General features: G+C 71.4%; 19 protein-coding genes. 9 read left to right on the forward strand and 10 right to left on the reverse strand.

Annotation, left to right across the window (positions count from 1 at the left end; all coding sequences use genetic code 11):
* Nucleotide 1 precedes the first annotated feature (1 nt).
* The 4 genes from ACIQUC_RS11370 to guaA are packed head-to-tail and all read left to right on the forward strand — an operon-like array spanning nucleotide 2 to nucleotide 4,275.
* Nucleotides 2–1,444 carry a cation:proton antiporter gene (locus tag ACIQUC_RS11370; RefSeq protein WP_022906982.1) on the forward strand — a complete coding sequence of 481 codons (1,443 nt, stop codon included), beginning with the start codon at nucleotides 2–4 and terminating at the stop codon, nucleotides 1,442–1,444.
* Nucleotides 1,445–1,449: 5 nt separating this feature from the next.
* Complete coding sequence (locus ACIQUC_RS11375) at nucleotides 1,450–2,229, forward strand: SURF1 family cytochrome oxidase biogenesis protein (protein WP_402266817.1); 780 nt, start codon at nucleotides 1,450–1,452, stop codon at nucleotides 2,227–2,229.
* A gap of 10 nt (nucleotides 2,230–2,239) precedes the next feature.
* The gene (locus ACIQUC_RS11380) at nucleotides 2,240–2,686 is read left to right on the forward strand and encodes a DUF3817 domain-containing protein (RefSeq protein WP_402266820.1); all 447 of its coding nucleotides are present in this window, start codon (nucleotides 2,240–2,242) and stop codon (nucleotides 2,684–2,686) included.
* Nucleotides 2,683–4,275 carry a glutamine-hydrolyzing GMP synthase gene (guaA, locus tag ACIQUC_RS11385; RefSeq protein WP_402266823.1) on the forward strand — a complete coding sequence of 531 codons (1,593 nt, stop codon included), beginning with the start codon at nucleotides 2,683–2,685 and terminating at the stop codon, nucleotides 4,273–4,275. Before ACIQUC_RS11380 ends, guaA begins: the two co-directional genes overlap by 4 nt.
* A gap of 244 nt (nucleotides 4,276–4,519) precedes the next feature.
* Here the strand turns inward: guaA and ACIQUC_RS11390 are convergent, their stop codons facing one another.
* Both ACIQUC_RS11390 and ACIQUC_RS11395 read right to left on the reverse strand, forming a co-directional pair.
* A complete protein-coding gene (locus ACIQUC_RS11390) occupies nucleotides 4,520–5,392 on the reverse strand; it encodes a Bax inhibitor-1/YccA family protein (RefSeq protein ID WP_402266826.1) in 873 nt (290 codons plus the stop codon).
* A 335-nt stretch (nucleotides 5,393–5,727) separates the two neighbouring features.
* Complete coding sequence (locus ACIQUC_RS11395; protein ID WP_402266828.1) at nucleotides 5,728–6,228, reverse strand: hypothetical protein; 501 nt, start codon at nucleotides 6,226–6,228, stop codon at nucleotides 5,728–5,730.
* An 86-nt stretch (nucleotides 6,229–6,314) separates the two neighbouring features.
* Here ACIQUC_RS11395 and ACIQUC_RS11400 point away from each other — a divergent pair, with 86 nt between their 5' ends.
* The 5 genes from ACIQUC_RS11400 (at nucleotide 6,315) to ACIQUC_RS11420 (ending at nucleotide 15,061) form a co-directional block, all read left to right on the forward strand.
* Nucleotides 6,315–7,325 (forward strand): glycerophosphodiester phosphodiesterase family protein, encoded by a 1,011-nt coding sequence (locus ACIQUC_RS11400; RefSeq protein ID WP_402266831.1) that lies wholly within the window; start codon nucleotides 6,315–6,317, stop codon nucleotides 7,323–7,325.
* Nucleotides 7,326–7,337: 12 nt separating this feature from the next.
* Nucleotides 7,338–9,785 carry an ATP-dependent helicase gene (locus ACIQUC_RS11405; protein ID WP_402266833.1) on the forward strand — a complete coding sequence of 816 codons (2,448 nt, stop codon included), beginning with the start codon at nucleotides 7,338–7,340 and terminating at the stop codon, nucleotides 9,783–9,785.
* A gap of 94 nt (nucleotides 9,786–9,879) precedes the next feature.
* A complete protein-coding gene (locus ACIQUC_RS11410) occupies nucleotides 9,880–11,328 on the forward strand; it encodes a pyridoxal phosphate-dependent decarboxylase family protein (RefSeq protein WP_402266836.1) in 1,449 nt (482 codons plus the stop codon).
* Complete coding sequence (locus ACIQUC_RS11415) at nucleotides 11,325–12,707, forward strand: lysine N(6)-hydroxylase/L-ornithine N(5)-oxygenase family protein (protein WP_402266839.1); 1,383 nt, start codon at nucleotides 11,325–11,327, stop codon at nucleotides 12,705–12,707. Before ACIQUC_RS11410 ends, ACIQUC_RS11415 begins: the two co-directional genes overlap by 4 nt.
* Nucleotides 12,704–15,061, forward strand: coding sequence for a GNAT family N-acetyltransferase (locus tag ACIQUC_RS11420; protein ID WP_402266842.1), 2,358 nt, complete (start codon nucleotides 12,704–12,706; stop codon nucleotides 15,059–15,061). The genes ACIQUC_RS11415 and ACIQUC_RS11420 overlap by 4 nt, the downstream gene beginning before the upstream one ends.
* 183 nt (nucleotides 15,062–15,244) lie before the next feature.
* On the opposite strand, the gene ACIQUC_RS11425 is transcribed toward ACIQUC_RS11420, so the two are convergent.
* The 8 genes from ACIQUC_RS11425 to ACIQUC_RS11460 all read right to left on the reverse strand — a co-directional run bounded on the left by ACIQUC_RS11425 (nucleotide 15,245) and on the right by ACIQUC_RS11460 (nucleotide 25,935).
* Complete coding sequence (locus ACIQUC_RS11425) at nucleotides 15,245–15,880, reverse strand: pyridoxal 5'-phosphate synthase (RefSeq protein WP_022908356.1); 636 nt, start codon at nucleotides 15,878–15,880, stop codon at nucleotides 15,245–15,247.
* 18 nt (nucleotides 15,881–15,898) lie between these two features.
* Complete coding sequence (locus tag ACIQUC_RS11430) at nucleotides 15,899–16,549, reverse strand: hypothetical protein (protein WP_402266845.1); 651 nt, start codon at nucleotides 16,547–16,549, stop codon at nucleotides 15,899–15,901.
* Complete coding sequence (locus ACIQUC_RS11435) at nucleotides 16,546–18,126, reverse strand: nicotinate phosphoribosyltransferase (protein WP_402266848.1); 1,581 nt, start codon at nucleotides 18,124–18,126, stop codon at nucleotides 16,546–16,548. The genes ACIQUC_RS11430 and ACIQUC_RS11435 overlap by 4 nt, the downstream gene beginning before the upstream one ends.
* Entirely contained in the window at nucleotides 18,123–18,953 is an 831-nt protein-coding gene (locus ACIQUC_RS11440) for a ribose-phosphate pyrophosphokinase (protein ID WP_402266851.1), read from the reverse strand. Before ACIQUC_RS11440 ends, ACIQUC_RS11435 begins: the two co-directional genes overlap by 4 nt.
* A 50-nt stretch (nucleotides 18,954–19,003) precedes the next feature.
* Nucleotides 19,004–23,374: an FtsK/SpoIIIE domain-containing protein gene (locus ACIQUC_RS11445; RefSeq protein WP_402266854.1), complete on the reverse strand. Its 4,371-nt coding sequence runs from the start codon at nucleotides 23,372–23,374 to the stop codon at nucleotides 19,004–19,006.
* Nucleotides 23,375–23,582: 208 nt separating this feature from the next.
* Nucleotides 23,583–24,137, reverse strand: a complete 555-nt coding sequence (locus tag ACIQUC_RS11450) for a hypothetical protein (RefSeq protein ID WP_402266856.1) — start codon at nucleotides 24,135–24,137, stop codon at nucleotides 23,583–23,585.
* Nucleotides 24,134–24,724, reverse strand: coding sequence for a hypothetical protein (locus ACIQUC_RS11455; protein WP_402266859.1), 591 nt, complete (start codon nucleotides 24,722–24,724; stop codon nucleotides 24,134–24,136). Before ACIQUC_RS11455 ends, ACIQUC_RS11450 begins: the two co-directional genes overlap by 4 nt.
* On the reverse strand, nucleotides 24,721–25,935 hold the full coding sequence (locus ACIQUC_RS11460; RefSeq protein ID WP_402266862.1) for a hypothetical protein: 1,215 nt from the start codon (nucleotides 25,933–25,935) through the stop codon (nucleotides 24,721–24,723). The genes ACIQUC_RS11455 and ACIQUC_RS11460 overlap by 4 nt, the downstream gene beginning before the upstream one ends.
* Nucleotides 25,936–26,059: the final 124 nt, after the last annotated feature.

Below are 26,059 nucleotides of genomic sequence, written 5' to 3' on the forward strand. Positions count from 1 at the left end.
CGTGCACCTGGGTGGTGAGCTGCTCACCATCGGCGTCCTGTTCATCATCGCCTACGTCCTCGGACGCCTCGGCAAGACGATCGGGTTGCCCGCGATCCCGATCTACATGGTCGTGGGGCTCATCGCGAGTCCGCACACCCCGTGGATCGGGCTGAACGTCGAGTCGCACACGATCGAGCTGATCGCGACCTTCGGGCTCATCCTGCTGCTGTTCAACCTCGGGTTGGAGTTCGACCAAGAAGAGTTCTACGGCAACGCCGGCAAGCTCCTGGTCTCCGGCGGGACGTACGTCGCCATCAACATGGGCGTGGGGTTCGCCTTCGGGTTCTCGCTCGGCTGGGGCACCCGCGAGGCGCTCATCATCGCCGGCATGACGGCGACGTCGTCGAGCGCGATCGTGACGAAGCTCCTCATCGAGCTGCGACGCCTGGCGAACGACGAGACGCCGATGATCCTCGGCGTCACCGTGATCGAGGACGTCTTCATCGCGATCTACCTCGCGATCGTCTCCGTGGTGCTGTCCGGCGACACGAACGTCTGGGGCGTCGTCGGGAAGCTCGCGCTCGCGTTCGGGTTCCTCATCGTGATGTTCACCCTCGCGCGGTTCGCGGGCAAGTGGGTGTCGCGGATCTTCGCGACCCGTGACGACGAGCTCTTCACCGTGCTGTTCTTCGGCCTCGCGGTCATGTTCGGCGGCATCGGCGACCTGCTCGGCGTGACGGACGCGATCGGCGCGTTCGTGATCGGCCTGCTGTGCGGTGCCACGCGCTACCGCGACCGCATCGAGCAGCTCGCCCTGCCGATGCGCGACGTGTTCGCGGCGTTCTTCTTCGTGAACTTCGGGCTCGGGCTCGACCTGTCGACCTTCGGCGAGGTGCTCTGGCCGGTGCTCGGCGCGATCGGCATGACCGTCGCGCTGAACGCGATCGCGGGGCAGCTCGTCGCGCGCATGAACGGCTTCAACGTCCAGCAGGGCATCAACACCGCGGTCATCCTGGTGAACCGTGGCGAGTTCGCGCTGATCCTCGCGACGCTCTCGGCAGCCGCCGGGCTCGAGGCCCGGATCACCGCCTTCGCCGGCCTGTACGTCCTCGTCATGGCGATCCTCGGGCCGCTGCTCGCGGTGAACTCGGACCGCATCGGACGGCTCGTCGTGCGTCCGGCTCGTCTGGCGCGCCTCCGGAACCGCCTCGGTGGTCGCCGCGCGGTCGCCGCAGCCGCCGCGGCCGAGGCAGCCGAAGCCGAGGCCGACGCCGCGGCGGCCGCCCGTCGTGCCGAGCGCGACCGCCAGTTCGCCGAGGAGTTCGCCCTGGTGGAGGCTGCTGGCAGCCAGGAGCGGGAGAATGAGTCCCCGGAGACGCCGTCCGAGCCCCGGACGTCGTCGATCGACACCCCCACCGAGCGCCCCGAGCGCCCGGTCCGCCAGCGCGATCCGGAGTACTGATACGAATGTGGGCCGTAGCCCGACGACCGAAGTGGATCGCGCTGCTCCTGCTGGCGCTCGTGCTCGCGGCGGTGTTCGCCGGGCTGGGCAAGTGGCAGCTGGAGCGGAGCATCGCGAACGGCACGCCGCTGCCCGAGACGACCGAGACCCGGAGGAGCCTCGACGCCGTGACGGGGCCGATGCAGCCCGCGACCGAGAAGATGGCCGGGCAGAAGGTGACGGTCACGGGGACGTTCGTCGCCGGTGACACCACGGTGCTGACCGGCCGGACCGGTGGCGGGACCTACCAGGCCGTCGGCCACCTGGTCGACGCGGACAGCGGCGCGAGCCTGCCGGTCGTCATCGGGTGGTCGGACCAGCGCGTCGCCGCCGTCGCCGGCGGGGACCGTCTGGCCGACGGCACGCGACTCACGGTCGAGGGGCGCTACTACCCGGCGGAGTCGCCCGACCAGGACACCTACGACAAGGGCGAGTACTCGGCCGTCGCGCCGGCCCGGTTCGTGAACACGTGGAAGGCGTTCGACGACCGGATGTACCTCGGGTACGTCGTCGCCGACGGAACCACCGCGAAGGCCGCCGACCTCGGCACCATCGCCGACCGGGCGCCGTCGCGCGAGGTCCAGTTCGACTGGCTCAACCTGTTCTACGCGATCGAGTGGGTGGTCTTCGCCGGCTTCGCGGTCTTCCTCTGGTACCGGTTCGTCAAGGACGCATGGGAGCGCGAGGAAGAGGACCGTCGTGAGGCGGCGCTCAGCGTCGACGGTGCCCTCGTCGACCGACGGTAGGATGGCCGATATGGCTCTGACCGTCCGAACCCGCGACATCCCGAAGATCCCGGGTGCGGTGAAGTGGTACCGCGTCTCGGCGTACATCACCGGTGTGCTGCTGCTGGCCCTCGTGATCGAGGTCATCATCAAGTACACGCCGCTCCAGCTCGAGATGCAGCTCGGCAACGGCCCGTTCTTCGTGCCGAACGGCACGGCCGGCGAAGAGCCCGGCACGTTCAACCTGTCGATCGCGATCCTCATCGCCCACGGCTGGCTGTACGTCCTCTACCTCTTCACGGACTTCCGTCTGTGGAGCATCATGCGCTGGAAGCCGTCCCGCTTCCTGCTCATCGCCCTCGGGGGCATCATCCCGTTCATGTCCTTCGTGGTCGAGCACCGCATGCAGCAGAAGGCCATGGACACCTACCACGAGCTGACCGCTGCCCAGCAGCGTGAGAAGGAGGCCGCTCGGTGAGCGAGACCGAACAGCGTCCCGTCCTCGTCGTCGACTTCGGAGCCCAGTACGCGCAGCTCATCGCGCGTCGCGTGCGCGAGGCGAACGTCTACAGCGAGATCGTCCCGCACTCCATCACCGCGGACGAGGTGAAGGCGAAGGACCCGGCGGCGATCGTGCTGTCCGGCGGTCCCTCGTCGGTGTACGAGCAGGGTGCGCCCGCGCTCGACGCCGACATCCTCGACCTCGGCGTCCCCGTGCTCGGCATCTGCTACGGCTTCCAGGCCATGGCGACCGCGCTGGGCGGCGAGGTCGCCCAGACCGGTCAGCGCGAGTACGGCGCGACCGACGTCACCGTGACCGGCACCGACAGCGTGCTGCTCGGCGCGCAGCCGGCGTCGCAGGTGACCTGGATGTCGCACGGCGACTCCGTGGCGAAGGCGCCGGAGGGCTTCGAGGTCCTCGCGTCGAGCGCCTCGACCCCGGTCGCCGCGTTCGCGTCCGACGAGCGCAGGCTCTACGGTGTGCAGTGGCACCCCGAGGTCAAGCACTCGGTGCACGGTCAGGCCGTGCTCGAGAACTTCCTGCACCGTGCCGCCGGCCTGCCCGGTGACTGGAACTCGGCGAACGTCATCGACGAGCAGGTCGCCCGTATCCGGTCGCAGGTGGGCAACGCCCGGGTCATCGCCGGTCTCTCCGGTGGGGTCGACTCCGCCGTGGCCGCCGCCCTCGTGCACGAGGCCGTCGGCGACCAGCTGACGTGCGTGTTCGTCGACCACGGGCTCCTCCGCGCCGACGAGCGCAAGCAGGTGGAGGAGGACTACGTCGCCTCGACCGGTGTCCGCCTCGTCACCGTCGACGCCGAGCAGCAGTTCCTCGACGCCCTCGCTGGCGTCAGCGACCCCGAGCAGAAGCGCAAGATCATCGGGCGCGAGTTCATCCGCACCTTCGAGGCGGCGGCCGAGGCCCTCGTGCTCGAGGCGCGTGCGGAGTCCGCGGCGGGTGACGACGCCGGCGAGGTGAAGTTCCTCGTCCAGGGCACCCTCTACCCCGACGTCGTCGAGTCCGGCGGTGGTTCCGGCACGGCGAACATCAAGTCGCACCACAACGTCGGTGGCCTGCCCGAGGACATGACGTTCGAGCTCGTCGAGCCGCTGCGCACCCTGTTCAAGGACGAGGTCCGTGCGGTCGGTCGCGAGCTCGGGCTGCCCGAGGTCATCGTCGGCCGCCAGCCGTTCCCCGGCCCGGGCCTCGGCATCCGCATCGTCGGCGAGGTCACGAAGGACCGGCTCGAGCTGCTCCGCGCGGCGGACAAGATCGCCCGCGAAGAGCTGACCGCGGCCGGTCTCGACGACGAGATCTGGCAGTGTCCGGTCGTCCTGCTCGCCGACGTGCGTTCGGTGGGCGTCCAGGGCGACGGCCGCACCTACGGCCACCCGATCGTGCTCCGTCCGGTCTCGTCCGAGGACGCCATGACCGCCGACTGGACCCGCCTGCCGTACGACACGCTCGCGAAGATCTCGAACCGCATCACGAACGAGGTGCCGGATGTGAACCGGGTCGTGCTCGACGTCACGTCGAAGCCGCCGGGGACCATCGAGTGGGAGTAACCCTCCCGCGCTGACGGCCCGGCACGCGTCCTGCGTGCCGGGCCGTCGTGCGTCCGGGGCCCGGTCGGCGAGGTCGCACGATTTGCCGCTCGCGGCGAGGTCGTGCGGCACGATGTGCGACCTCGGCGATGCACGTCCGGCATGTCGTGCGATCTCGGCGGGGGAGGCTCGTCGTCCGCCCCCACTCCGGGAACGACGACGGGCCCCGGCGCGTTCGCCGGGGCCCGTCGTGTCGTGGTGGGTGCTAGTTGCGCGAGCTGCTCGCGAGGATCGCGAGGATGCGCAGGATCTCGAGGTACAGCCACACGAGGGTGACGATGAGCCCGAAGGCCGCGGTCCACGCGTAGATCTTCGGAGCGCCGCGCTGGACGCCCGTCTTGATCTGGTCGAAGTCGAGGATCAGCGAGTACGCGGCCATGAGGACCACGAAGATGCCGATCGCGACACCGATCGGGATACCGAAGACCGTCGCGCTCATCAGGCCGAACGTGCCCTGCGTGACACCGGTCCACATGAGGACGAGGTTCACGAGCTGGAAGGCCATGTAACCGACGATCGCGATGAGGAAGAAGCGCGTCAGCTTCGGCGTCGCCCGGACCTTGCCCGACAGGAACAGCAGCAGCGTCACGGCGAAGACACCGAGGGTGCCGAACACCGCCTGCGCGACGATGCCACCGGTCTGCGTGAAGTTGTACTCGAAGAAGTTCGAGATGCCGCCGACGAAGAGTCCCTCGAAGAACGCGTAGAGCAGCACGAGGGCCGGCGACGGCTTCTTCTTGAAGGTGTTGACCATCGCGAGCACGAAGCCGACGATCGCACCGACGATCCAGACGATCGGGGGCAGGTTCCAGCCGGCGACGGCACCGACGAGGAGCACGCCGAACGCGAGGAGCGTCTTGACGATCGTGTCCTCGTACGACATGCGGTCGGTGTCGACCGTGCTCGCTGCCGGACGGTCGTACATGTACTGCAGCTGCTCAGGGGTCATCCCGCCCTGTGCCTGCTGCGGGGTCTGTCCCCAGCCAGCCTGCTGCTGACCAGCGCCGCGCCCGCCCCAGGTGTTGGGTCCCTGGTTGTTGAAGGCGGGGGACTGGTCGAAACCGGGCTTGAAGGCCATGGTGTCCTCTTCCTTGGAGATTCGAGTCCTTTCAGCCTAGGGGCGCAGTGCCGCGGAAGGCTGAGGATTCGCGGCGAGCGGAAGGGTCCCGGAGGACCACTCGACCGCAGCCTATGGGCGGGCGCTGCGTGCGCGCCCCGAAACAGCCCCGAGCCAGCCGACCGCGCCGACCGCGCTGACCGCGCCGAACGCGCCGTCCTGCGGCGGTGAGGGACGGGGCGGACGCCGGCCGCGCCTCCAGGCCGGCGACCGCGACGAGCAGCGACCGCGACCGACGGCGACCGCGACCCGCAGCGACCGCGACCCGCAGCGACCGCGACCAGCGACGACCGCGGTCAGCAGTGATCGCGGAGCGCCACGTGGAAGCCCGTCGTCTCGACGTGCCGTTCGGCTCCCTGGACGTACTCGACCCGGACCGGCCCCGCCGATCCGCCGTCGGACCCGGTGCGGACGACGTGCAGCACGAGGTCCACCGACTCTCCCGGCCGGATCGGGGTGCCGATCGCCGGCTCCGCGCGCCACGGGTCGTCCGGGAGCGGCCAGCTGGCGGTCCCCACCCTGACACCGTCCGGTCCGGGGTGGGCGAGGACGGCGTCGTCGACGGCGAGGCCCGAGCCGGAGCCGAGGGTCACGCGCGTCAGCGTGGTGGCCGGTCCGGAGGGGCCGCGGAGGACGCCGGTGGCGATCGCACCGTCCGTGCCCTGCATGCAGATCGACGCGCCCTGCTGCTCGAGGCCGAGGGGGCCGGGTGCGCGCACGTCGGCGAGCCAGGCCCACCCGCCGGCGACCGCCACCGCGACGGCCAGTCCGCCCCGCCACCACCTGTTCGTCCCCATGCCCGAACGGTAGTGGCCCGGAGTCCGTACAGGCCACCCCCTGTCCGCGGCTCCCGGCGTGCACCTGTGGTCGCTAGGGTGCGGCCATGACCCTGGTGATCGCCCACCGTGGCGCGTCCGGCTACCGTCCCGAGCACTCGCGGAGCGCGTACGAGCTCGCAATCGAGCTCGGCGCGGACGCGATCGAACCGGACCTCGTGCCGACGAAGGACGGCGTCCTGGTGCTCCGGCACGAGAACGAGGTCTCCGGCACGACCGACGTCGCGGACCACCCCGAGTTCCGGCACCTCCGCACCACGAAGACCGTCGACGGCCAGACCGTGACCGGCTGGTTCACCGAGGACTTCACGTGGGACGAGCTCCGCACGCTCCGGACCCGGGAACGGCTGCCGGCCCTGCGTCCGGGGTCGGCGGAGCACGACGGCGAGGAACCGGTCCTCCGGCTCGAGGACCTGCTCGGGATCCTCGACGCGGCTCCGCGGCCGGTCGGGCTCGTCGCCGAGGTCAAGCACGCCGCGTTCTTCGACCGGGCCGGCCTCGCGATGGCGCCGCTGCTCGACGGGGCGCTCGCGGACGCGGGGTGGCGACGGGACGAGCGGCTCACGATCGAGAGCTTCGAGAAGGGCGTGCTGCGCGACCTGCGGGCGCGGGGGACCGGTGGTCGCCTCGTCTACCTCCAGGAGGCGCGGGGCAGCGCCGCCGACGAGGTCGCGTCCCACGGGTCGCTGGCCCTCACGTACGCGGCCGAGCGTTCCGACGAGGCGCTCGCGTCGTTCGCGACGGAGTTCCACGGCATCAGCGTCGCGCTCGGGACCCTGATGGCCGGGGTGGACAGCGTGGCCCTGACGGACCCGACGCCGGTGCGGAGCGACATCGTCGACCGCGCGCACGGGGCCGGGCTGGCCGTGTACACCTGGACGCTCCGGCCGGAGAACCGCTTCCTGCCGGCGCCGCTCCGTCGCGGGGGCGAGGTCGCGGCGTTCGGCGACTGGGAGCGATGGTTCACCTCGGTCGTCCGGACCGGGGTCGACGGGGTGTTCGCCGACCACGCCGACCTGGCCGTGCTCGCCCGCTCGGCTGTCGGGGGCCCGGCCTAGACTGTCCCGGACATGACGATCGTGCTGGACCCATTCGAGTCGTCCCCGGAGCACGGGGGTGGCGCCGCTGCCTACGAGGACCCGTTCACCGCGGGTCTGAACCCCCAGCAGAAGGAAGCCGTCGAGTACCGCGGCGAGTCCCTGCTCATCGTGGCGGGTGCCGGTTCCGGCAAGACCAGCGTGCTGACCCGGCGGATCGCCCTGCTGCTCGCCAACCGCGAAGCCTGGCCGTCGCAGATCCTCGCGATCACGTTCACGAACAAGGCCGCCGCCGAGATGCGCGAGCGGGTGCAGGCGCTGGTCGGACAGGCAGCCGAGGGCATGTGGATCTCCACGTTCCACTCGGCGTGCGTGCGGATCCTCCGGCGCGAGGCCGAGCGGTTCGGGTTCGCGCAGTCGTTCACGATCTACGACTCCGCCGACTCGAAGGCCCTGCTCAAGCGGATCATCAAGGAGCTCGAGGCGGACTCGCTCGGGCTGACCGTCGGCGCCGCGGCCTCGAAGATCTCGAAGCTCAAGAACGAGCTGCAGGACATCGACTCCTACGCCCGGAACATCAACGCGAACGACCCGCAAGAGGTCATGTTCACCGAGGTCTTCCGTCGCTACACGAACGAGCTGCGCCGGGCGAACGCCTTCGACTTCGACGACCTCATCGGCCAGACGGTGTTCCTGTTCCGTGCCTTCCCCGAGGTCGCCGCGCTCTACCGGCGCCGGTTCCGGTTCATCCTCGTCGACGAGTACCAGGACACCAACCACGCGCAGTACGCCCTCATCCGCGAGCTCACGCGGCAGGTCCCGGTCGAGCAGGTGGACAAGCTCGAGGACGCCGGGCAGCACGTCGCCCGCATGCGCGAGGCCGACGGGTCGATCGCCCCGGCGTCACTGACGGTCGTCGGCGACTCCGACCAGTCCATCTACGCGTTCCGCGGGGCCGACATCCGCAACATCGTCGAGTTCGAGCGGGACTTCCCCAACTCGAAGGTGGTGCTGCTCGAGCAGAACTACCGGTCGACGCAGAACATCCTCGACGCGGCGAACGCCGTCATCGCGAACAACTTCGACCGGCAGGCGAAGAACCTGTTCACGGACGTCGGAGCGGGCGACAAGATCGTCGGGTTCACGGGCTACACCGGCCACGACGAGGCGCAGTTCGTCGCCGACGAGATCCAGCGCCTGCACGAGGACGGCATGTCCTACCGCGACATGGCGGTCTTCTACCGGACGAACTCGCAGACCCGTGCACTCGAGGAGATCTTCATCCGAGCGGCGATCCCGTACCGGGTCCTCGGCGGCACGAAGTTCTACGAGCGTGCCGAGATCAAGGACGCGATGGCGTACCTGATCACGGTCGCCAACCCGGCCGACCCGATGGCGCTCCGCCGCGTGCTCAACGTCCCGAAGCGCGGCATCGGAGCGGTCACCGAGACCACCCTGCAGCGCTACGCCGACGAGCACGAGACGACGATGCGGGACGCCCTCCGGCACGCCGACGAGCTCGGGTTCGGGCCGAAGGTCCGGAACGCGATCACGGCGTTCGCGGCCCTGCTCGACGACGTCTCCTCACGCGCCGAGACCCAGCCCGTCGTGGACACGCTCACCCAGCTGCTCGACGGCTCCGGGCTGCTCGAGAACCTGCGGAAGTCGCCGGACGCGCAGGACGCCGCCCGTGCGGACAACATCGACGAACTCGTCGCGGTGACCCGAGAGTTCCAGAAGAACAACCCCGAGGGCACCCTGTCCGACTTCCTGACCGAGGTCTCCCTCGTCGCCGCGGCGGACGAGCTCGACGACTCGTCCGGCACGGTGTCGCTCATGACGCTCCACACGGCGAAGGGCCTCGAGTACGACGCGGTGTTCCTGACCGGCGTCGAGGAAGACCTGCTGCCGCACCGGATGTCGGCGAACGAGCCGGGTGGCCCGTCCGAGGAACGCCGGCTCTTCTACGTCGGGATCACCCGCGCGAAGAAGTCGCTCTTCCTGTCGCTCGCGATGACCCGGGCACAGTTCGGCGACGTCAACGTGGCGATGCCGTCCCGCTTCCTGCAGGAGATCCCCGAGGGGCTCATCGAGTGGAAGCAGTCCCCGGGCATGGCGAACAGCCGCGGCGGCACCGAGCCCCGCGCGCTCAACGCCCGACGCGGCGGCGGCATCGGCGGAGCCGGCGGCGGTGGCGGGTACCGCGGCGGTGGCGGCTGGGGCGGTGGCTCGTACGACCGGGCCGCGGCGGCGCAGAAGACCCGCCCGAAGACCGAGTGGGCGAACCGGGTGTCCGGGCAGGTCCGCGACAACGGGGACATGGAGCTCGTCGCCGGCGACCGCATCAAGCACGTCGACTTCGGCGAGGGCACGGTGTCGGCGGTGACCGGCATCGGTGCGAAGCGAATCGCCGAGATCGCGTTCGACTCGGCGGGCCGCAAGAAGCTCCTCATCAAGATCGCGCCGATCGAGAAGCTCTGAGGCGCTGACCTCCTGACACCGACGCGCCCGGCCGGCCCGGGGGCGTGCTGCTGCACGTGACAATCGCCGCCAGGTGAGGTTAGCCTTACCTAACGTGACAGCCCTCATCGAATTGCTGACCTCTGCCAACGCCGAGCGCTACCGGACCGCCGTCACCGAGACGGTCGACCGGCTCGCGGACCGCATCGCCGCCGTCGACCGGCCGACGACCGACACCCCGGCGGACGTCCTGCGGGCTCGTGTGGCCGCCGTCGACCTCGACGCGGAGCCCCTCGGGACCGACCGGGCGCTCGCCGAGCTCGACGACCTGTTCGTCCGCGAGGCCGTGTGGTTCCACGACCCGGCGTCCCTCGCCCACCTGAACTGCCCGGTCGCGCTGCCCGCGGTCGCGGCGGAGTCGGTGCTCGCCGCCGTGAACACCTCGGTCGACACCTGGGACCAGTCGCGGATCGGGACCGACATCGAGCGGCACGTGGTGTCGTGGCTGGCCGGGCGCATCGGGTTCGCGGACGGTGACGGGGCGTTCACCTCGGGCGGGTCCCAGTCGAACCTGCAGGCGCTGCTGCTGGCACGAGAAGCAGCGAGAGCAGCGGTCGGGACGGCCCCGGTGCTCACCGTCTTCGCCACCGCCGAGTCCCACTTCAGCGTCCGCAAGTCCTGCCGGCTGCTGGGTCTGGCCGACGACGCCGTCGTCGACGTCCCCACCGACGACGCCGGCCGGATGCGTGCGGCGGCCCTCGCCGAGGCGATCGTCGCCGCGCGACACGACGGCCGCACGCCGATGGCCGTCGTCGCCACGGCCGGCACGACCGACCGCGGCGTGATCGACCCGCTCGAGGCGATCGCCGACGTGTGCGACCTCGAGGACGTCTGGCTGCACGTGGACGCCGCGTACGGCTGCGGGCTGCTGGTGTCCACGACCCGGCGGCACCTGCTCGCCGGCATCGAGCGCGCGCGGAGCGTGACGGCCGACATGCACAAGTCGTTCTTCCAGCCGGTGTCGTCGAGCGCGCTGGTCGTCCGTGACCCCGCCGACCTCCGGCGGACCGCCTGGTACGCGGACTACCTCAACCCCGAGGACGCCGCCGAGCCGAACCAGGTCGACAAGTCCCTGCAGACGACCCGGCGGTTCGACGCGCTGAAGCTCTGGGCGACGCTGCGGGCGACCGGGGCCGGGGCGATCGGCCGGGCGTTCGACCAGGTGATCGACCTCGCCGCCGCGACGCACGCGATCGTCGACGAGCACCCGGACCTCGTGCTCGTCGCGCCGACCGACCTCAGCACCGTGCTCTTCCGGTGGCAGCCCGCCGGCGTGACCGACACCGAGGCCGACGCCCTGGTCGCCCCGATCCGTGCCGCGCTCCTCGCCGAGGGACGGGTGCTCATCGCGAAGACCGTGATCGCCGGTCGGCCGTGCAACAAGCTCACGCTGCTCGACCCCGGGACGACGACGGACCAGCTGCGCGCGGCACTCGAGCACGTGGCGGCCACGGCGGCCCGTGTCCGAGCGACGACCGCCGCACCGGAAGGAGCCGCGCGATGACCGCCGCCGACACCCGCCGGACCGCCGACCGCCTCGTCCACGACGTCGTCGGCATCGGCATCGGACCCTTCAACCTCGGCCTCGCCTGCCTCGCCGACCCGCTCGACGACCTCGACGCGGTGTTCCTCGACGCCGCCGACGGGTTCGCCTGGCACCACGGCATGATGCTCGACGACGCCACGATCCAGGTGCCGTTCCTGGCCGACCTCGTGACGATGGCGGACCCGACCTCACCGTTCTCGTTCCTCGCTTGGCTCAAGGAGACGGGGCGGCTCTACCCGTTCTCCATCCGCGAGGACTTCCACCCCCTGCGCAGCGAGTACGACGCCTACTGCCGGTGGGCCGCCGACCGCCTGGACACGCTCCGCTGGGGACGCCGGGTGACGGCCGTCGAGCACGACCCTGCGACCGACTGCTTCACGGTGCACGCCGAGACCGATCAGGGTCCCGAGACGTACCGCGCACGACACGTCGTCGTCGGCATCGGCACCGAGCCCGCCGTACCCGCACCGCTGGCGGACCTCCCCGGCCCGGTCGTCCACTCCGCCGAGTTCCTGCCGAACCGCGAGGGCCTGCGGACAGCGGGGAGCATCGCCGTCGTCGGCAGCGGCCAGTCCGCCGCCGAGGTCTACCGCGAGCTGCTCGAGGACGCCCGGCACGACGGGTACCGGCTCGACTGGATCACCCGGTCGCCGCGGTTCTTCCCGATGGAGGACACGAAGCTCACGCTCGAGATGACGAGCCCCGAGTACACGGACCACTTCCACGCCCTGCCCGAGGCCGTTCGGGACCGCCTGGGCCGCGAGCAGCGCGGGCTCTACAAGGGCATCAGCGCGGACCTCGTCGACGCGCTGTACGACCAGCTGTACCGACTCAGCGCGCGGGGCCCGGTCCCGACGTCGCTCCGCACCGAGACGAGCGTCGTCGACGCCGAGTGGCTCGCCGACCGGGGCACGTACCGGCTGACGCTCCGCCACGAGCAGCTCGGCGAGACGTACGCGCACGAGGTCGAGCGCCTGGTCCTCGCGACCGGGTACCGCCCTCGGGCCACGGACTTCCTCGACCCGGTGGAGCACCTCGTCGCGCGGGACGCGCGGGGTCGCCTGGCGGTCGCACGCGACCACCACGTCGACACCCTGGGCGGCCGCATCTGGGTGCAGAACGCCGAGGAGCACACGCACGGGCTCACCGCGCCCGACCTCGGCATGGGCGCATGGCGGAACGCGTCGATCCTCCGGTCCGTCACCGGTCGCACCGTGTACGGCCTGGAGGCGCGGATCGCCTTCCAGGAGTTCGGCCTGCCCGCCTCGGCCCGGGGCGGTACCCCGGACGGCGCGCCGCCCCGGCGCGTGCGCGAGCACGCGGAGGCGTCCGCATGACCGTCGACGCGACCACGCTGCCCGACGTGACGCCCGATGCCGGGGCCGAGCCGCGCCTCCTGGCCGTCGAACCCGTGGACCCGGACCGTGACGCCGCGCTCGTCCGGTCGTGGCTCGCCCACCCCGCGTCCACGTGGTGGGGCATGGGGGACCTCGATGTCGACGCGGTGCGCACGTACCTCGCGGGGGTCCAGGCCGACCCCGCGCAGGCGGCGTGGCTCGGCCGCCGAGACGGCGTCCCGGTCTTCCTCGCCGAGACGTACGACCCGGCGCGGGTCCTGCTGACCGACGTGTTCGCCGCCCGACCGGGCGACGTGGGCATGCACCTGCTCGTCGCCCCACCGCCGACCGAGGGCCGCGTGCACGGCCTGACGAGCGCCGTCATGCGGACGGTCGTCGAACACTGCCGCGACGTCCTCGGAGCGCGCCGCGTCGTCGTCGAGCCCGACGTCCGGAACACCGCGGTGCACGCGAAGAACGCCGAGGTCGGGTTCCGGGTGCTCCGCGAGGTCGACGTCGACGGCAAGCGCGCCCTGCTGTCCGTGCTCGACACCGACCGGATCGGGGTGCCGGACGACGACGGTCCCGCGGCGCACCTCCGACCGGAGCACCTCGCGCCCGCCGAACGGCACCTCGTGGCGAAGGCGATCGCCGAGTTCACGCACGAGCGCCTGGTCGCCCCGCAGGCCGACGGCGCCGGGTGGCGGCTCGACGCGGGGGAGTCGACCTACCGGTTCCGGGCACGGCGGCACCTGCTCGAGCACTGGTCGATCGACGAGGCGTCGCTGACCCGCACCCGCTCCGGTGCCGCGGCACCGCTCAGCGCGCAGGACCTCGTGCTCGAACTCCGGGACGTCCTCGGGATCCCCGATGCGCTGCTCGGCACCTACCAGGACGAGATCGCCTCGACCCTCGCCAGCGCTGCCGCGAAGCACCGGCGTGGCGGTCCGTCCGCCGCCCAGCTGGCCCGCGGCCGCACGACCGGTCCGGACGCCGTCGTCGCGTCGTTCCAGGACGTCGAGTCGGCGATGACCGAGGGGCATCCTGCGTTCGTGGCGGCGAACGGGCGGATCGGGTTCGGGCTCGACGAGTACCGCGCCTACGCGCCCGAGGCCGGCGGTCGGTTCCGCTACCGCTGGCTCGCGGCACGCCGGGCCTGCACACACCTCGCGCTCGCCGCGGACCGCACCGAGCGCGACCACTGGGCGGCCGAGCTCGACCCAGCGACCACCGCGGGGTTCCGGGCCGTCCTGGTGTCCCGGGGACTCGATCCGGACGACTACGTCTGGATCCCCGTGCACCCCTGGCAGTGGCAGCACCGGATCGCGGTGACGTTCGCGCCGGACCTCGGGCGGCAGGACCTGGTCGACCTCGGCGAGGGGCCGGACGAGTACCAGCCGCAGCAGTCGATCCGGACGGCGTTCGACCGCTCCCACCCGGGGCGCTCGTACGTCAAGACGGCGCTCGCGGTGCAGAACATGGGGTTCCTGCGGGGGATGTCGCCCGCGTACATGCGGAACACCCCGGCGGTGAACGACTGGGTCGCGACGCTCGTGTCCGCGGACGAGACACTGGCCGGCGCCGGGTTCTCGGTCCTCCGGGAGTACGCGGCGATCGGCTACACCGGGGACGCCCACCACCGGGTCGACGTGCCCGCACCGCAGCGGAAGATGCTCGCGGCGCTGTGGCGGGAGAGCCCGCTGCCGCGGGTGGCCGAGGGCGAGCGGCTGATGACCATGGCCGCGCTGCTGCACCGGGACGCCTCGGGTGACGCCGTCGTGTCGGCGCTGATCGAGGCGTCGGGCCTGCCGGCCGACGAGTGGGTGCGGCGCTGGCTCGACGCGTACCTGCTGCCCGTCGTGCACTGCCTGACCGTGCACGACCTGGTGTTCATGCCGCACGGCGAGAACCTCGTGCTCGTCGTCCGCGACGGGGTCGTGGTGCGCGCGCTGATGAAGGACATCGGCGAGGAGGTCGCGGTGCTCGGGCAGCACGACGACCGCCCGGTGCCCGCCGACATCGAGCGCATCGTGCACCCGGTCGACGACGACGAGGCGGCGCTCGCCGTGTTCACCGACGTGTTCGACGGGGTGCTGCGCTTCGTCGCGGCGATCCTCGACGACGACGGGGTGCTGCCGGAGTCGCGGTTCTGGCAGGTGGTGGCGGAGTGCGTCGATGCGCACGCCGCCGCACACCCGGAGCGCCGTCGGCCGCTGGACCTGCGGGTGCCGGCCTTCGAGCACTCGTGCCTGAACCGGTTGCAGCTGCGGAACACGCTGTCCATGGTCGACCTGGCGGACCAGTCGTCGTCACTCATCCGGGCGGGGGCGATGCCGAACCCGATCGCCCGGTAGGCGCGGGCGCGCGCGGGCTCGGGCTCGGCGCGGACGCGGCGCGGCGCGGCTCGGCGCGGCGCGGACGCGGCTCGGCGCGGACGCGGCGCGGCGAACCAGGAATCCGACATCGAACCAGCGCGAGCGGCTGGTTCGATGTCGGTTCCGTGGTTCGACGTCGGGCGTAGCGGGCCGCTGCGCGCGCTACGGCTGCAGCCGCGTCGCCGACCAGGCGCCGTCGGCGAGCACGTACTGCAGCCGTCGGTGCATCCGGTCGCGGCTGCCGTGCCAGAACTCCACGACGTCCGGCTCGAGCCGCCACGCCACCCAGCCCTCGGGCCGCGGGACGTCGTCGTCGGTCTCGTCGAGCAGGACGTTCGCGTCGTCGATCAGGTCCGCGAGCGTCCGCGGCTCGAGGACGGCGGACTGGTCGGCGATCGCGGTGGCGGCACGGGACTTCGGCGATCGGTCGGCGAACAGCGCGTCCGACTCGGCGTCGGACAGCTGCACGGCACGCCCCTCGAAGCGGAGCTGCTGCATGGTCTCGCGCCAGTACACCTGGAGCGCCGCGTGCGGGTTCTCGGCGAGCTGGCGACCCTTGGGGCTGAGCGTCGAGGTCCCGAACACGAGCCCGCGGTCGTCGAGCCGCTTCACGTCGACCGTGCGCGCGGACACGCGGCCGTCCGCCCCGGCGGTGGCGAGGGTCATCGACTTCGGCTCGGAGACGTCGCGGTCGTCGGCGGCGTCCAGCCACTGCCGGGCGAGGTCGAGCGGCGAGGCCGGGGGCGCGTCGAACTCGGGCAGGTGCAGGGAGTCGTCACCGGACAGGGAGGAGGACATGCCTCCACCCAACCGTGCTCAGTCCAGCCACGCCCAGGCTGCCGGGGGACGTCCGCCGCGGGGCCCGGCGCTCGCGGGGGCGTCGACCCGTGTGAGCGCGGGGTTCGACCGGAGCATCCGGTTGAGGTTGCCGGGGTCCGGGGCCGTGCCGGTGACCGCTGTCCGGAGCCGACTCGCGTCCGCGGTGGTGAAGCGCTCGCCGAGCAGCGCGCGGGTGAGCGGCAGGTCCGACCAGAGCCGGAGCCGGAGGTGCTCGAGCGCGGAACCGACGATCCGGTCGTGGTCGAAGGGCAGGCCGAGCGGGAGCGCGTCCACGCCGTGCCAGGCCGCATCCGGACCCGCGACCGCGTCGACGACGGCGAGGAACGCGATGCTGATCGCGGCGTTCCGCGGGTCGCGGTCGGGTCCGTCGAACGCACCGACCTGCGCGAGGTGGCGCACCGCCGTCGGATCGGTCCCGGCCTTGGTGCGCAGGGCGCGCAGTGCACCGTCGGCGAGGATCTCGGGACCGTCCAGGAGCACGCCGGGCAGCGCCTCCTGGCCCGCGTACGGCGCGTACTGCCGACGCGCGGTGGCGACCCGCAACCCGTCGCCCGTCGTGAACGACACCGGGACGACGTCGATCGCGATGAGCGGCTGGTCGCGGGCCGCCGACGGGGCGTCGGTCACGCCGACGCCCGACGGGTCGCGCGCTCGGCGCGTGCGCGGCTGAGGGTCGCTCGCACGTCGGCGAAGGACTGGAGGCGCGTGAAGCGTCCGTCGACCCACACCGGCTGGAGCAGGCTGGTCGCCTCGTCGTCGGCGGTGGCCTGGTCGGTCTGCCGGATCTCGCCCGTCTCGTCGCGGTGCAGGGCGATCCGCCCCTTCGCACTCTTCTTGCCGCTGCCGGTCTTCGGGTCCTTCTGGATGTCGACGGGCTCGCCGTCCACCAGTGCCCATGTCGCCTTCACGGCGCTGCCGAGGTTGTCGCGGGTCATGTACTGGTACGTGTACGACCCGATGCCGAGCACGATGTTGTCGCTCGCGTACCCCTTCGCGGCGAGGCGCTCGTAGATGCGGCGGGCACGGTCGAGGGTGATGCTGTCGCCGTAGATCACGCCGATGTGCTGGTCGAGGACCTTGAAGCCCTGCTCGTTCACGGTGTGGCCGAAGATCTCGTCGAGGAGCTCGACGACGCCCTTCTCCTCGTGGCTGCGGGCCGGGTCGCTCAGCGCCGCGGTGTCGACCCCGTGCACGGTGCCCGTGACGATGTCGACCGGGTCGCCGGAGTCCGGCCGGATGACGAGCTTGCCGTCGCGGCCGGTGATGCGGTCCTTGAGTGCCGGGAGCGTCTCGGTGACCACCTTGAAGAGGTCGAAGCCGTCGCTGACCGCCGACACGATGCCCGTCGGGTACACGTCGAGGATCTGCTCGAACGTCGCCAGCTCGCCGTCGGCGCCGCGGACGCACATCACGCTGTGCTCGGTGGCCGGGACGCTCGCCGCTACCCAGCCGTTGTCGCCCGGGTAGTAGCGGTCGATGAAGTCGAGCGACGGCATCGAGTCAGTGCCGAGGAACGAGAGCAGGTGTCCGGCCCCGCCGGCCGCAGCCGACTCGATGCTCGACTGGCCCCGGAAGGAGAAGTCGTGCGCGGCGAAGTCGATGCTGGCCTGGTCGGCACCGGTGCGGGCGGCCCAGTCCTCCATGAGGTCGCGGTACTCGAGGGCCTTCGTCGCGACGGTCGACGGGTGCCAGATCGAGGCCGAGAGCGCGGTCTCGATGTAGTTCGGCAGCCAGAAGAACTCGTCGACGGTGTTCTCGACGGTGAGGGTCGCGACACCGATCGGCGCGAGCGTGCCCTCGGGCAGCGCCCGGATCTCGAGCGGTAGGTACCCGAGGCGGTGCAGCGCCCGGACGTGGTCGGTGCCGATGTGGTTCGGCCCGAAGTACCCCTGGAGCGCCTGCTCGAACAGGTCGGCGACCTCGTCCTCGTCGGCCGCGAAGAACGGTGCCCACGCCTCGACGAGCGAGCGCTGGATGAACGCCTGCAGGCCGAACACGACCGCGTGGGTCGACTCGGGCATGTGCGCGTTCGAGCGGTTCGTCCAGTTGATGAGGATCCGCGTGGTGCCGGCGGGGTAGACCTGCCGGTGCGAGTGCTTGTAGCCGTCGACCGCCAGCAGTGGTGCGATCGGACTCGCCGTCGTGATGCGCGGTTCGAGGCCGGTCGTCGTCGTGTCGGTGGTGGTCGGTTCGGTCGCGGTCATCGGATCTGCTCCGTCAGGGTGGGGGTGAGTTCGATCGTGCGCAGGCCCTCGATGGGGTTCTGCGCGGGGTAGGAGTCCGTCGTGACGATGTCCCCGAAGTGCTCGGCGAGCTGCGGGGCCCGACCGGAGAAGACGCCGTGCGAGACCCAGAGGCCGAGGCGCTCCTTCGGCAGGCCGGTGGCGCCGGCGAGGCCCATGAACGTCCCGCCGCCGTCGCAGATGTCGTCGACCACGAGCAGTCGTCCGGTCTCGGGCAGCGGCTCGCAGGTGAACCCGTCGAGCTTGCCGGTGTCCGGGTTGCGGTGCTTCTCGGCACGGAACACCGGCAACCCGCAGGTCTCGGCGACGGCGGTCGCGCGTGCGACGGCGCCCTTGTCGGGGGCGATGATCCCGCTGTAGTCCGACCCGGCGACGACGTGGTCGCGGACGACCGTCTCGCTCGTGACCACGGTGAGCCGCTCCACCAGGTCCACGATCACCGGCGAGTGCGGGTCGAACGCGATGACCTGGTCGATCCCGAAGCCGTTGACCACGTCGGCGTAGACCTTCGCCCCGAACGGGAGCCCACGGTCCTGCCGGGCGCCGGGCAGGTAGGGGATGAGTGCGACGGACCGGGATCCGCGCTGCCGGACGGCGTCCGCCCACATGCCGAGCATGAGGAGGTCGTCACCGTTCGTGCCGCGCAGGGTCGCGATCTCGATGAGGTCCCCCACGTCGGCGTCGTGTGCGACCTTGACGTGTGCTTCACCGGCGGGGAACCGCATGGTGGAGAACGTCGCGGTCGTCTGGGTGCCCCGGGTGGTCCGGGTGCTGAGTTCGACTGCCATGACCCGACCGTACCACGGTATTTGTCAGTGTGACAAGAACTGCCGCGAGATCAGGGGACCGGCACCTGGACCGACACCAGCTCGCCGTCGCCGAGGTGCACGAGGGCAGAACCGACCTGCACGCGTTCGACGATGCTGCTGCGCGGCAGGCGCATGCCGAGCAGGTCGCCCTCGGTGATCGTCTGCGGGCTGAGGAGTGCCCCGGACCGACGCCGCTTCATGTCGACCTGCCAGCCCGTGAAGCCCACGCCGAACTCGGCCGTCAGCCCCGCCGCGACGATGGCCTGCCCGTTGTCCGCCGCGCTCTTCACGAAGCCCTGCAGCCAGCTCTTCGCGGGTGCGTCCTTGACGAGCTCGGCGTCGTCGATGACGAGGACCCGGCGGCCGGGTTGTCCGTCGAACAGCGGCGCGAGGTCGTCCTCGGTGACGTCGGCACCCTCGTGCGCGCCGAGGACGCCGGGCTCGGACGCGAGGGCGCGCAGGGGTGACTGCCGCGGGGTGACGAGCACGATCTCGCCCCCCTCGCGCAGCACCGACCGTGCGATCGAGAGCAGGACGGAGCTCCGACCGGACTTCGCGGGACCGCCCACGACGAACGAGCCCGCGGCCGCGAGGTCCGGCCCGATGGCGGTGAGGTCGTCGCCGCCGATGCCGACGAGCCCGAACAGGGCGGCGTCGTCGTCGCGCATCTCCCACGCCCGGTCGAACGGCACCGGTCCGGACAGCTGGTCGACGCGGAACGGCCGACGCGCACGCTCGACCGCGCGGTCGCGCTCGGTCGCGAAGGTCGCGAGGGCGGTGATCGCCGCAGCCTGCGACTGGCCCGTGCCGGCGGCGGCGAGCAGGGCGATCTGCGTCTCGGTGGCGGACTCCGACGCGAACGCCCGTCCGTCCGGGACCTGCTCCGGCAGCTTGCGCGGGTTGAGCGACGCGAGGCCGTAGTCGCCGCGGTCGGAGAGCCGGAGGACGAGCTTGTCCTCGACCAGGGTCGCCATCCGGCTCGACAGGAGCTGACGGTCCCCGGTGACCACCAGGTGGATGCCGACGCTCGCCCCTTCGCGCAGGAGGGTCATCACCTGGTCGGTCGGTGCACCGTGGTCGAGTTCGCCCAGCGAGCCGACGAACCCTTCCCACCGGTCGAGCATGAACACGATGTGGGGCAGCCGGTCGGAAGGGACGACCGCGGCGGCACGCTGCTCGACGATGCTCGCGAACCCGCCGTCGGCGAGGACCTGCTGCCGGCGGGCGAGCTCCTGGGTGAGCTTCGTGAGGAGCCGCTGCGCGCGCTCGGTCTGCACGCGCTGCACCACGGCGCCGGCGTGCGGGAGGGCCTGGATCGGCAGCAGCGCACCGTTGCCGCAGTCGAGCGCGTACACGTGGACGTCGGCAGCCGAGGTGTTCCGGGCGACCGCGGCGGCGATCGTGCGGAGTACCTGCGACCGACCGCTCCGCGGAGCACCGACCACGTAGAGGTGCCCGTCCGAGTCGAGGTCGAGGCTCCGGACCCGCTGCGCCTGCTCGGCCGGGAAGTCCTGCAGCGCGAAGGGCAGCGGGCCGACCCGGGCGTCGGTCGTGCTGCTGTCGTCGAGCTCCCACGCCCGGTCGTTCAGGTCGGTGAAGAGCAGCGTCTCCGGCAGGGCGTCGAGCCACGGACGGTAGGGAGCCGGTCCACCGAGCTCGGTCGCCGCCTCGGCCACCGCACCGACCAGCTCCTGCAGGTCGGTGCGTTCCTCGGCCTGCAGTTCCTTCGACTTCGGTGGTGCCGGCGGAGTGGTGCCGAGCGACGACCACGTCACGGTTCCGGCCCAGACCTGCTTGCGTCCGGTCGACAGCCCCGGACGCCGACCGCCGACCCGACCGGCCTGGAACGGCAGCAGCGCACCGGCGCCGAGCCGGATGTACCCGCGGCCGGGTGTGCTCTTCTGGATCTGCGCCGCGTCGCCGGCGTCGATGACGTCGGTGCTCTCGCTCGAGTCCGTCACCCGGAGCGCGATGCGGAGGTTGGTGTTCGCGCGGATGTCGTTCGACACCACACCCGTCGGACGCTGCGTGGCGAGGATCAGGTGGATGCCGAGCGACCGTCCCCGCTGCGCGATGTTCACCAGGCCGGTGACGAAGTCCGGGAGCTCGCGCACGAGGCTCGCGAACTCGTCGATCACGATGAGCAGGCGCGGCATCGGTGGCAGCGGCTCACCGCGGACGAGCCGGTCGACGTAGTCCTCGATGTCCTTCGCGGCGGCGTCGGCCAGCAGGTGCTCGCGGCGGCGGAGTTCGGCGCCGAGCGACTCGAGGGCGCGCTCGACCAGGTGCGTGTCGAGGTCCGTGACCATGCCGACCGTGTGCGGCAGCGGCGCGAAGTCGCGGAACGCCGCACCGCCCTTGTAGTCGATGAGGACGAAGTTCATGCCCTCCGGGGTGTTCGTCGCCGCCAGGGACGCGACGATCGTCTGCAGGAGCTCGGACTTGCCCGACCCGGTCGTGCCGGCGACCAGGCCGTGCGGGCCGTCCTTGCGGAGGTCGAACGCGAACGGGCCGTCGAGGCTCTCGCCCAGTACCACCTCGGTGGTGCGCGCACGCACGTTCCACCCGCCCGTGATCGCCCGCGCAGTCGGCGGCTCGAGCAGCATCACGTCGAGCAGTCGCGACGAGGACGGGAGCCCACCGGCATCGCTCTCGTCGTCGGCGTCGACCATGGGCGCCACCGCCCGGGCGACGGTCTCGAACCAGCCGTCCGGGATGCGGTCCGGTCGGACGTCGGTCACCGTCGCCTGACGCTGGGCGGCGACGCGGATGCGCTCCGGCCCCACCGTGACGACGACCGAGCACTCCTCGGGCAGCAGACGGGCCTCTTCCTCGATGCAGATCGCCCGGACACCGACCGCGGGGCCCTCCTTGAGGATGCGGATCAGGCCCGGCAGTGCGCGCAGCCGTCGAGCGCCGTCGAGCACCACGACCACGTCGGGACCGGGGATCCCCCGCACGTTCGACTCGCGCATCGCCCGCTGCCGTGCGTCGATGAGCTGCCCGATCTCGGCCACCCGAGCGCCGAGCGTCTCGGCGTCGTTGCCGATCGCGATGACGGCGTCCTGCCCGAACCCCGGTCGGGCCTGCGGCACCCAGCGCAGCCAGGCCCACTCGTCGGCGGACTGCGCGTCGGTGAGCACCACGAACTGGGTGTCCCGCGGGCTCTGCAGCACCGCGAGCTGCGCCACGAGCCACGACGTGAGGTGCCTCGTGTGCTCGTCGCGCCCGGCGACACCGACCACGCCGTGCTCGCCGAGGTCGACCACGACCGGCACGTCCTCGGCGAGCTTGTCGACCGCACGCCGGTGCTCCAGCGCTGCCGGGTCCTCGAGCACGACGCCGGACGGCACGTCCGCCGTGCCGACGCGCAGCGTCAGGTAGTCCGGGTCGGTCCGCCGACGCTCCCACAGCCGGGCGCGACGGCGCAGGGCGATGTCGAGCACCGTCGCAGGATCGGGCGCGCTGGTGCGTGACTCGCGCTGGTACCGGACCACCGCCTCCAGGGCGTCCGCCTCGACCGCCTTCTTCGTCTCCTCGTACTCGGCGACCCGCTGCCGGTGCGTCTTCTTGCCGTTGCGGCGGTCCCACCAGGCGTTGCCGAACATGATGATCGGGGACATCAGGCCGAAGGCCAGGTAGGCGACGTTGTGGAAGATCGAGATCATCACCGCCGCCATGCCGAGCGGTGCGAGCGCCGCGATGATCGGGATGGAGCGGCGCGACTGCTGCCCCGGCGTCGCCGGCAGCTTGAAGACCGTCGGGGTCTCCTCCGGCAGCAGGCGCGGCGGCCGGGTGTAGTCGAGCGATCCGCCACCCGGTGTCAGCGTGATCGCCGCGCGGTCCGCGTCGGGGACCGCGACCGACAGCAGCGTGTCGCCGATCGTGACGACGCTGCCCGGCTCGACCGGCGTCTCCTCGTCGAGCTCCGTGCCGTCGAGGAGGACGCGGGAATCGCGCGTCGGGATGATCGAGAAGCGCCGGTTGAGGTCGAGGCGCAGGATCGCCGCGTACTCGGGCGCGGTCCGGTCCGGCAGGTGCACCGTGGCGTCGGGAGCGGAACCGACGTGTGCGATGCCGGCGTCCAGCACCACGACCGTGCCGGCACCGGGTCCACCCACGATGCGGACGCTCGGCAGGTCGGCCGGCAGCGGCAGGACCGGTGCGGGGGCACCGAAGGTCAGGCGGGACCCCTCGAGCAGGACACCGTCACCGAGCCGGGCGTGCGGGGTCGTCGGGACGGCGTCGACCGCGACCTCGACGATGGACTCGGCGCTCAGGCCGAAGCGGCGGGCGACGATCTCGACGACCTCGCCGAGGACGGTGTCCTCGTCGCACTCGACCACGAAGTCCGCGGTGGCGTCGGTCGGCAGGTGGGTCGCGGTGAACGTCAGGCGCACGTGACACCCGCCACGTCGTGGGTCCTGGTCGTCGCGGAGCACCCCGTCGAGGCCCCCCGCAGCGTCGTGCTGCCGCTCATGGGTCGATTCTCGCAGGTTCCTGCGACGTGCAGGCCGGGTTGCGCCCGGCTTGTGGATGAGCGGTCGGACTGGAGGCGCGGTGCGGGGGAGCGGGGCAGCTCGCCCATGACGCCTCCCGCCCTGGCGCTCACCTCGCGTTGTGGATGCGTCGGACGAACGCCTCCAGGGACGCCTCAGCGGCAGCGAAGGCTGCGGCATGATCGCCGAGACCGGTGACCGTTATGGTCAGGGTGCCGGATCGGAAACGCCAGCAGCGCACGACCACGGCTCCCGTCGCATCGACGAACGGCCACGTCTCCGCTGTCTGCTCCCACACCGTCTGGGCGCCGGCGCGGAGGCCGTCGAACGGTGGGATGCCGGTACCGACCAGTCTGTCCTCGGTCGCGGTGACGGAGACGGTCGTCGTGTCCGTCGGGGATGTGATTTGTGGGCGGAAGAACGCGAACCGGAGGTCGGGCGCGCTCAGCCTGCAGTGCTGCTCGAGCGACCCAGCGGTCACGATGACCTCCACGGTCTTGAACGGTCGCACGTACCAGGGGAAGAGCCGGTAGGTAGTCGAGTTCGCCCAGCGCTTCGGCTTGCCCCGGACGTCCTCCGGCAGCGGGACGACCAACCAGTCCGCTCCGGCGATGTCCTCGAGGTTGGGGAGGCCGACGGGCGTCGGGTCCGCGGCGCCGCTCATGACGTCTCCCGGAGTTCGAGGCTGAGCGCGAGCCGGTCCACGTGCGGCAGCGCGAGATCGACGTTGCTCTCGTGCGCGATCACCGATGTGAGCACGGCCGTGCGGGAGAGCGATTCGTCGGAGAACGGCTGCACCCATCGGACCGAGGTCTTGACGGATCGTCTCCGAAGGAACCTGCTCGGTTCCGAAGTGTGTCTGAGCAGGATCCGTGTGGCGGTACCCAGCGCGGTGCGTGTCGTCGTGATCTCGGGGTCAGCAGTGAGCGATCCATCGCGGCGCTCCGCCCAGGAGTCGTCGATCACGAAGTCGGCCGCTCCGTCTCCGACGAGGTAGTGCACCGCGGTGTGCGCGATGACGTGCACTGACGGTCTGTTCGTGGTGAGGACGGCGAAGTCCGGCGCCTCGAACGTGTCGCGGTACCGAGCAAGGTCGCTGAACTCGCGCACGAGGCGGGCACGGTCCCTCGACGACACGGCTGTCTCCGCGAAGCTCACCGCGCGAGTGACAGCGGCCGTCCCGACTTCATCTGGCGCCCCGGGCTCGATGAACGTCCAGGCGTCGATCGGCCGGAAGTGCAGGTTCTTCATGATTCCTCTCCTCGTGATGCGCCGCTGAGCCACCACCGGTGGAGCGCCAGTGGGCCGCTCCCGTTGATCAGTGCTCGACGCCGGTACGCCACCCAAGCGAGAACGGGGAGGGCCATCGCGAGCAAGACGGCTGCGACGACGAGGTCCCAGCGCTGGGCCGGAACGGTCCAGAGCAGGGTCAGCAGCGAAGCCAGCACGACGATCGTCAGCGCTGCGGACCGTCCGCTCATCCGGTTGGGCTTGTCGACCGCGACTCTCGTCGGGTCGCCGACGCGCACAGACGTCTCCGTCCAGCCCAGCCAGCAGGTGAGGCCGACGTTCGTCGCAGCGAGCGCGAGGCACAGTGCACCGGCCCAGGGCAGTCCCGCGGCGAACGACGTCGCAGAACCCAGGACCGGCAACATGGTTGCGACGAGGACCGGCGTCACCCGTGCGACCCCGAGCTCGTTGCAGGACGACAGCGATCCCTTCGCGATGTCCAGGCTGGATCGGGTGTCGAGGCGCTGCGCCGGAGAAGACCGCACGTCCGGTTGATGCGCCGTCAGGATGCCGGATGCGTTGAAGAACGCCGTCAGCTGGTCGGGTCCGTCCGGGTACCAGGTCGCTGCATCCAGTTCTGCGCGAACGGTACCGGAGCCGTCGACCAGCAGAGCAGTGCGACGAGCGTCTTCGGTGAACACCACACGGCTGACCGCCATCGGGGACAGCGTCGAACTGGGAGTCTCCAGACGGCGCCACATGCCCTGGCCGTCCGTGAGCTCCAGCTGCTGACCACCGTTGACCGACAGCGACGCCGTACTCGTGAACCAAGCTGGTCCGTGTGGTCGGATCGCGTCAGTCGGTTCCCTCGTGATCCGTCGCCTGCCGATGATCACCGAGGAGGCAGCGACGACGACAGCGATCGATGCCGCGATCTGTGGGAGGCTCCACAACTCCCAGAGCAGGCGATGCGCCGTCGCTGCCACGACGAGCGCGGACGCGACGGAGAGCGGGATGAGCGCACCACCCCCGAGGACCGCCACGCGCACGAGGAGCTCGGCACGGGTGAAGAACGCCGGTGGCCGAGGAAGGATGACCGTCGGACGTGGGGTTCCGTTGAGCGTTGCCGATGCTCCGTACCGCTGGATCAGCAACGCGAGACCGCTCGAATCGAGTGCGGTGGACAAGAGCGTCGGGCTCGACGGCGTGATCCACCAGTCGTCGATCGGCACGATGAACTCGCGTCCGTGCTCGTCGCGGATCGCGACGGCTCCGTTGCCGGGACTCGCGACGATCGAGCGCGGGACGTCCGACCAGTCGAGGGCCCAAGCGGCCACGATCCGCCCGGTGAGCGCG

It is taken from the genome of Curtobacterium sp. NPDC098951 (assembly GCF_044759965.1).
Classification (GTDB): Bacteria; Actinomycetota; Actinomycetes; order Actinomycetales; family Microbacteriaceae; genus Curtobacterium.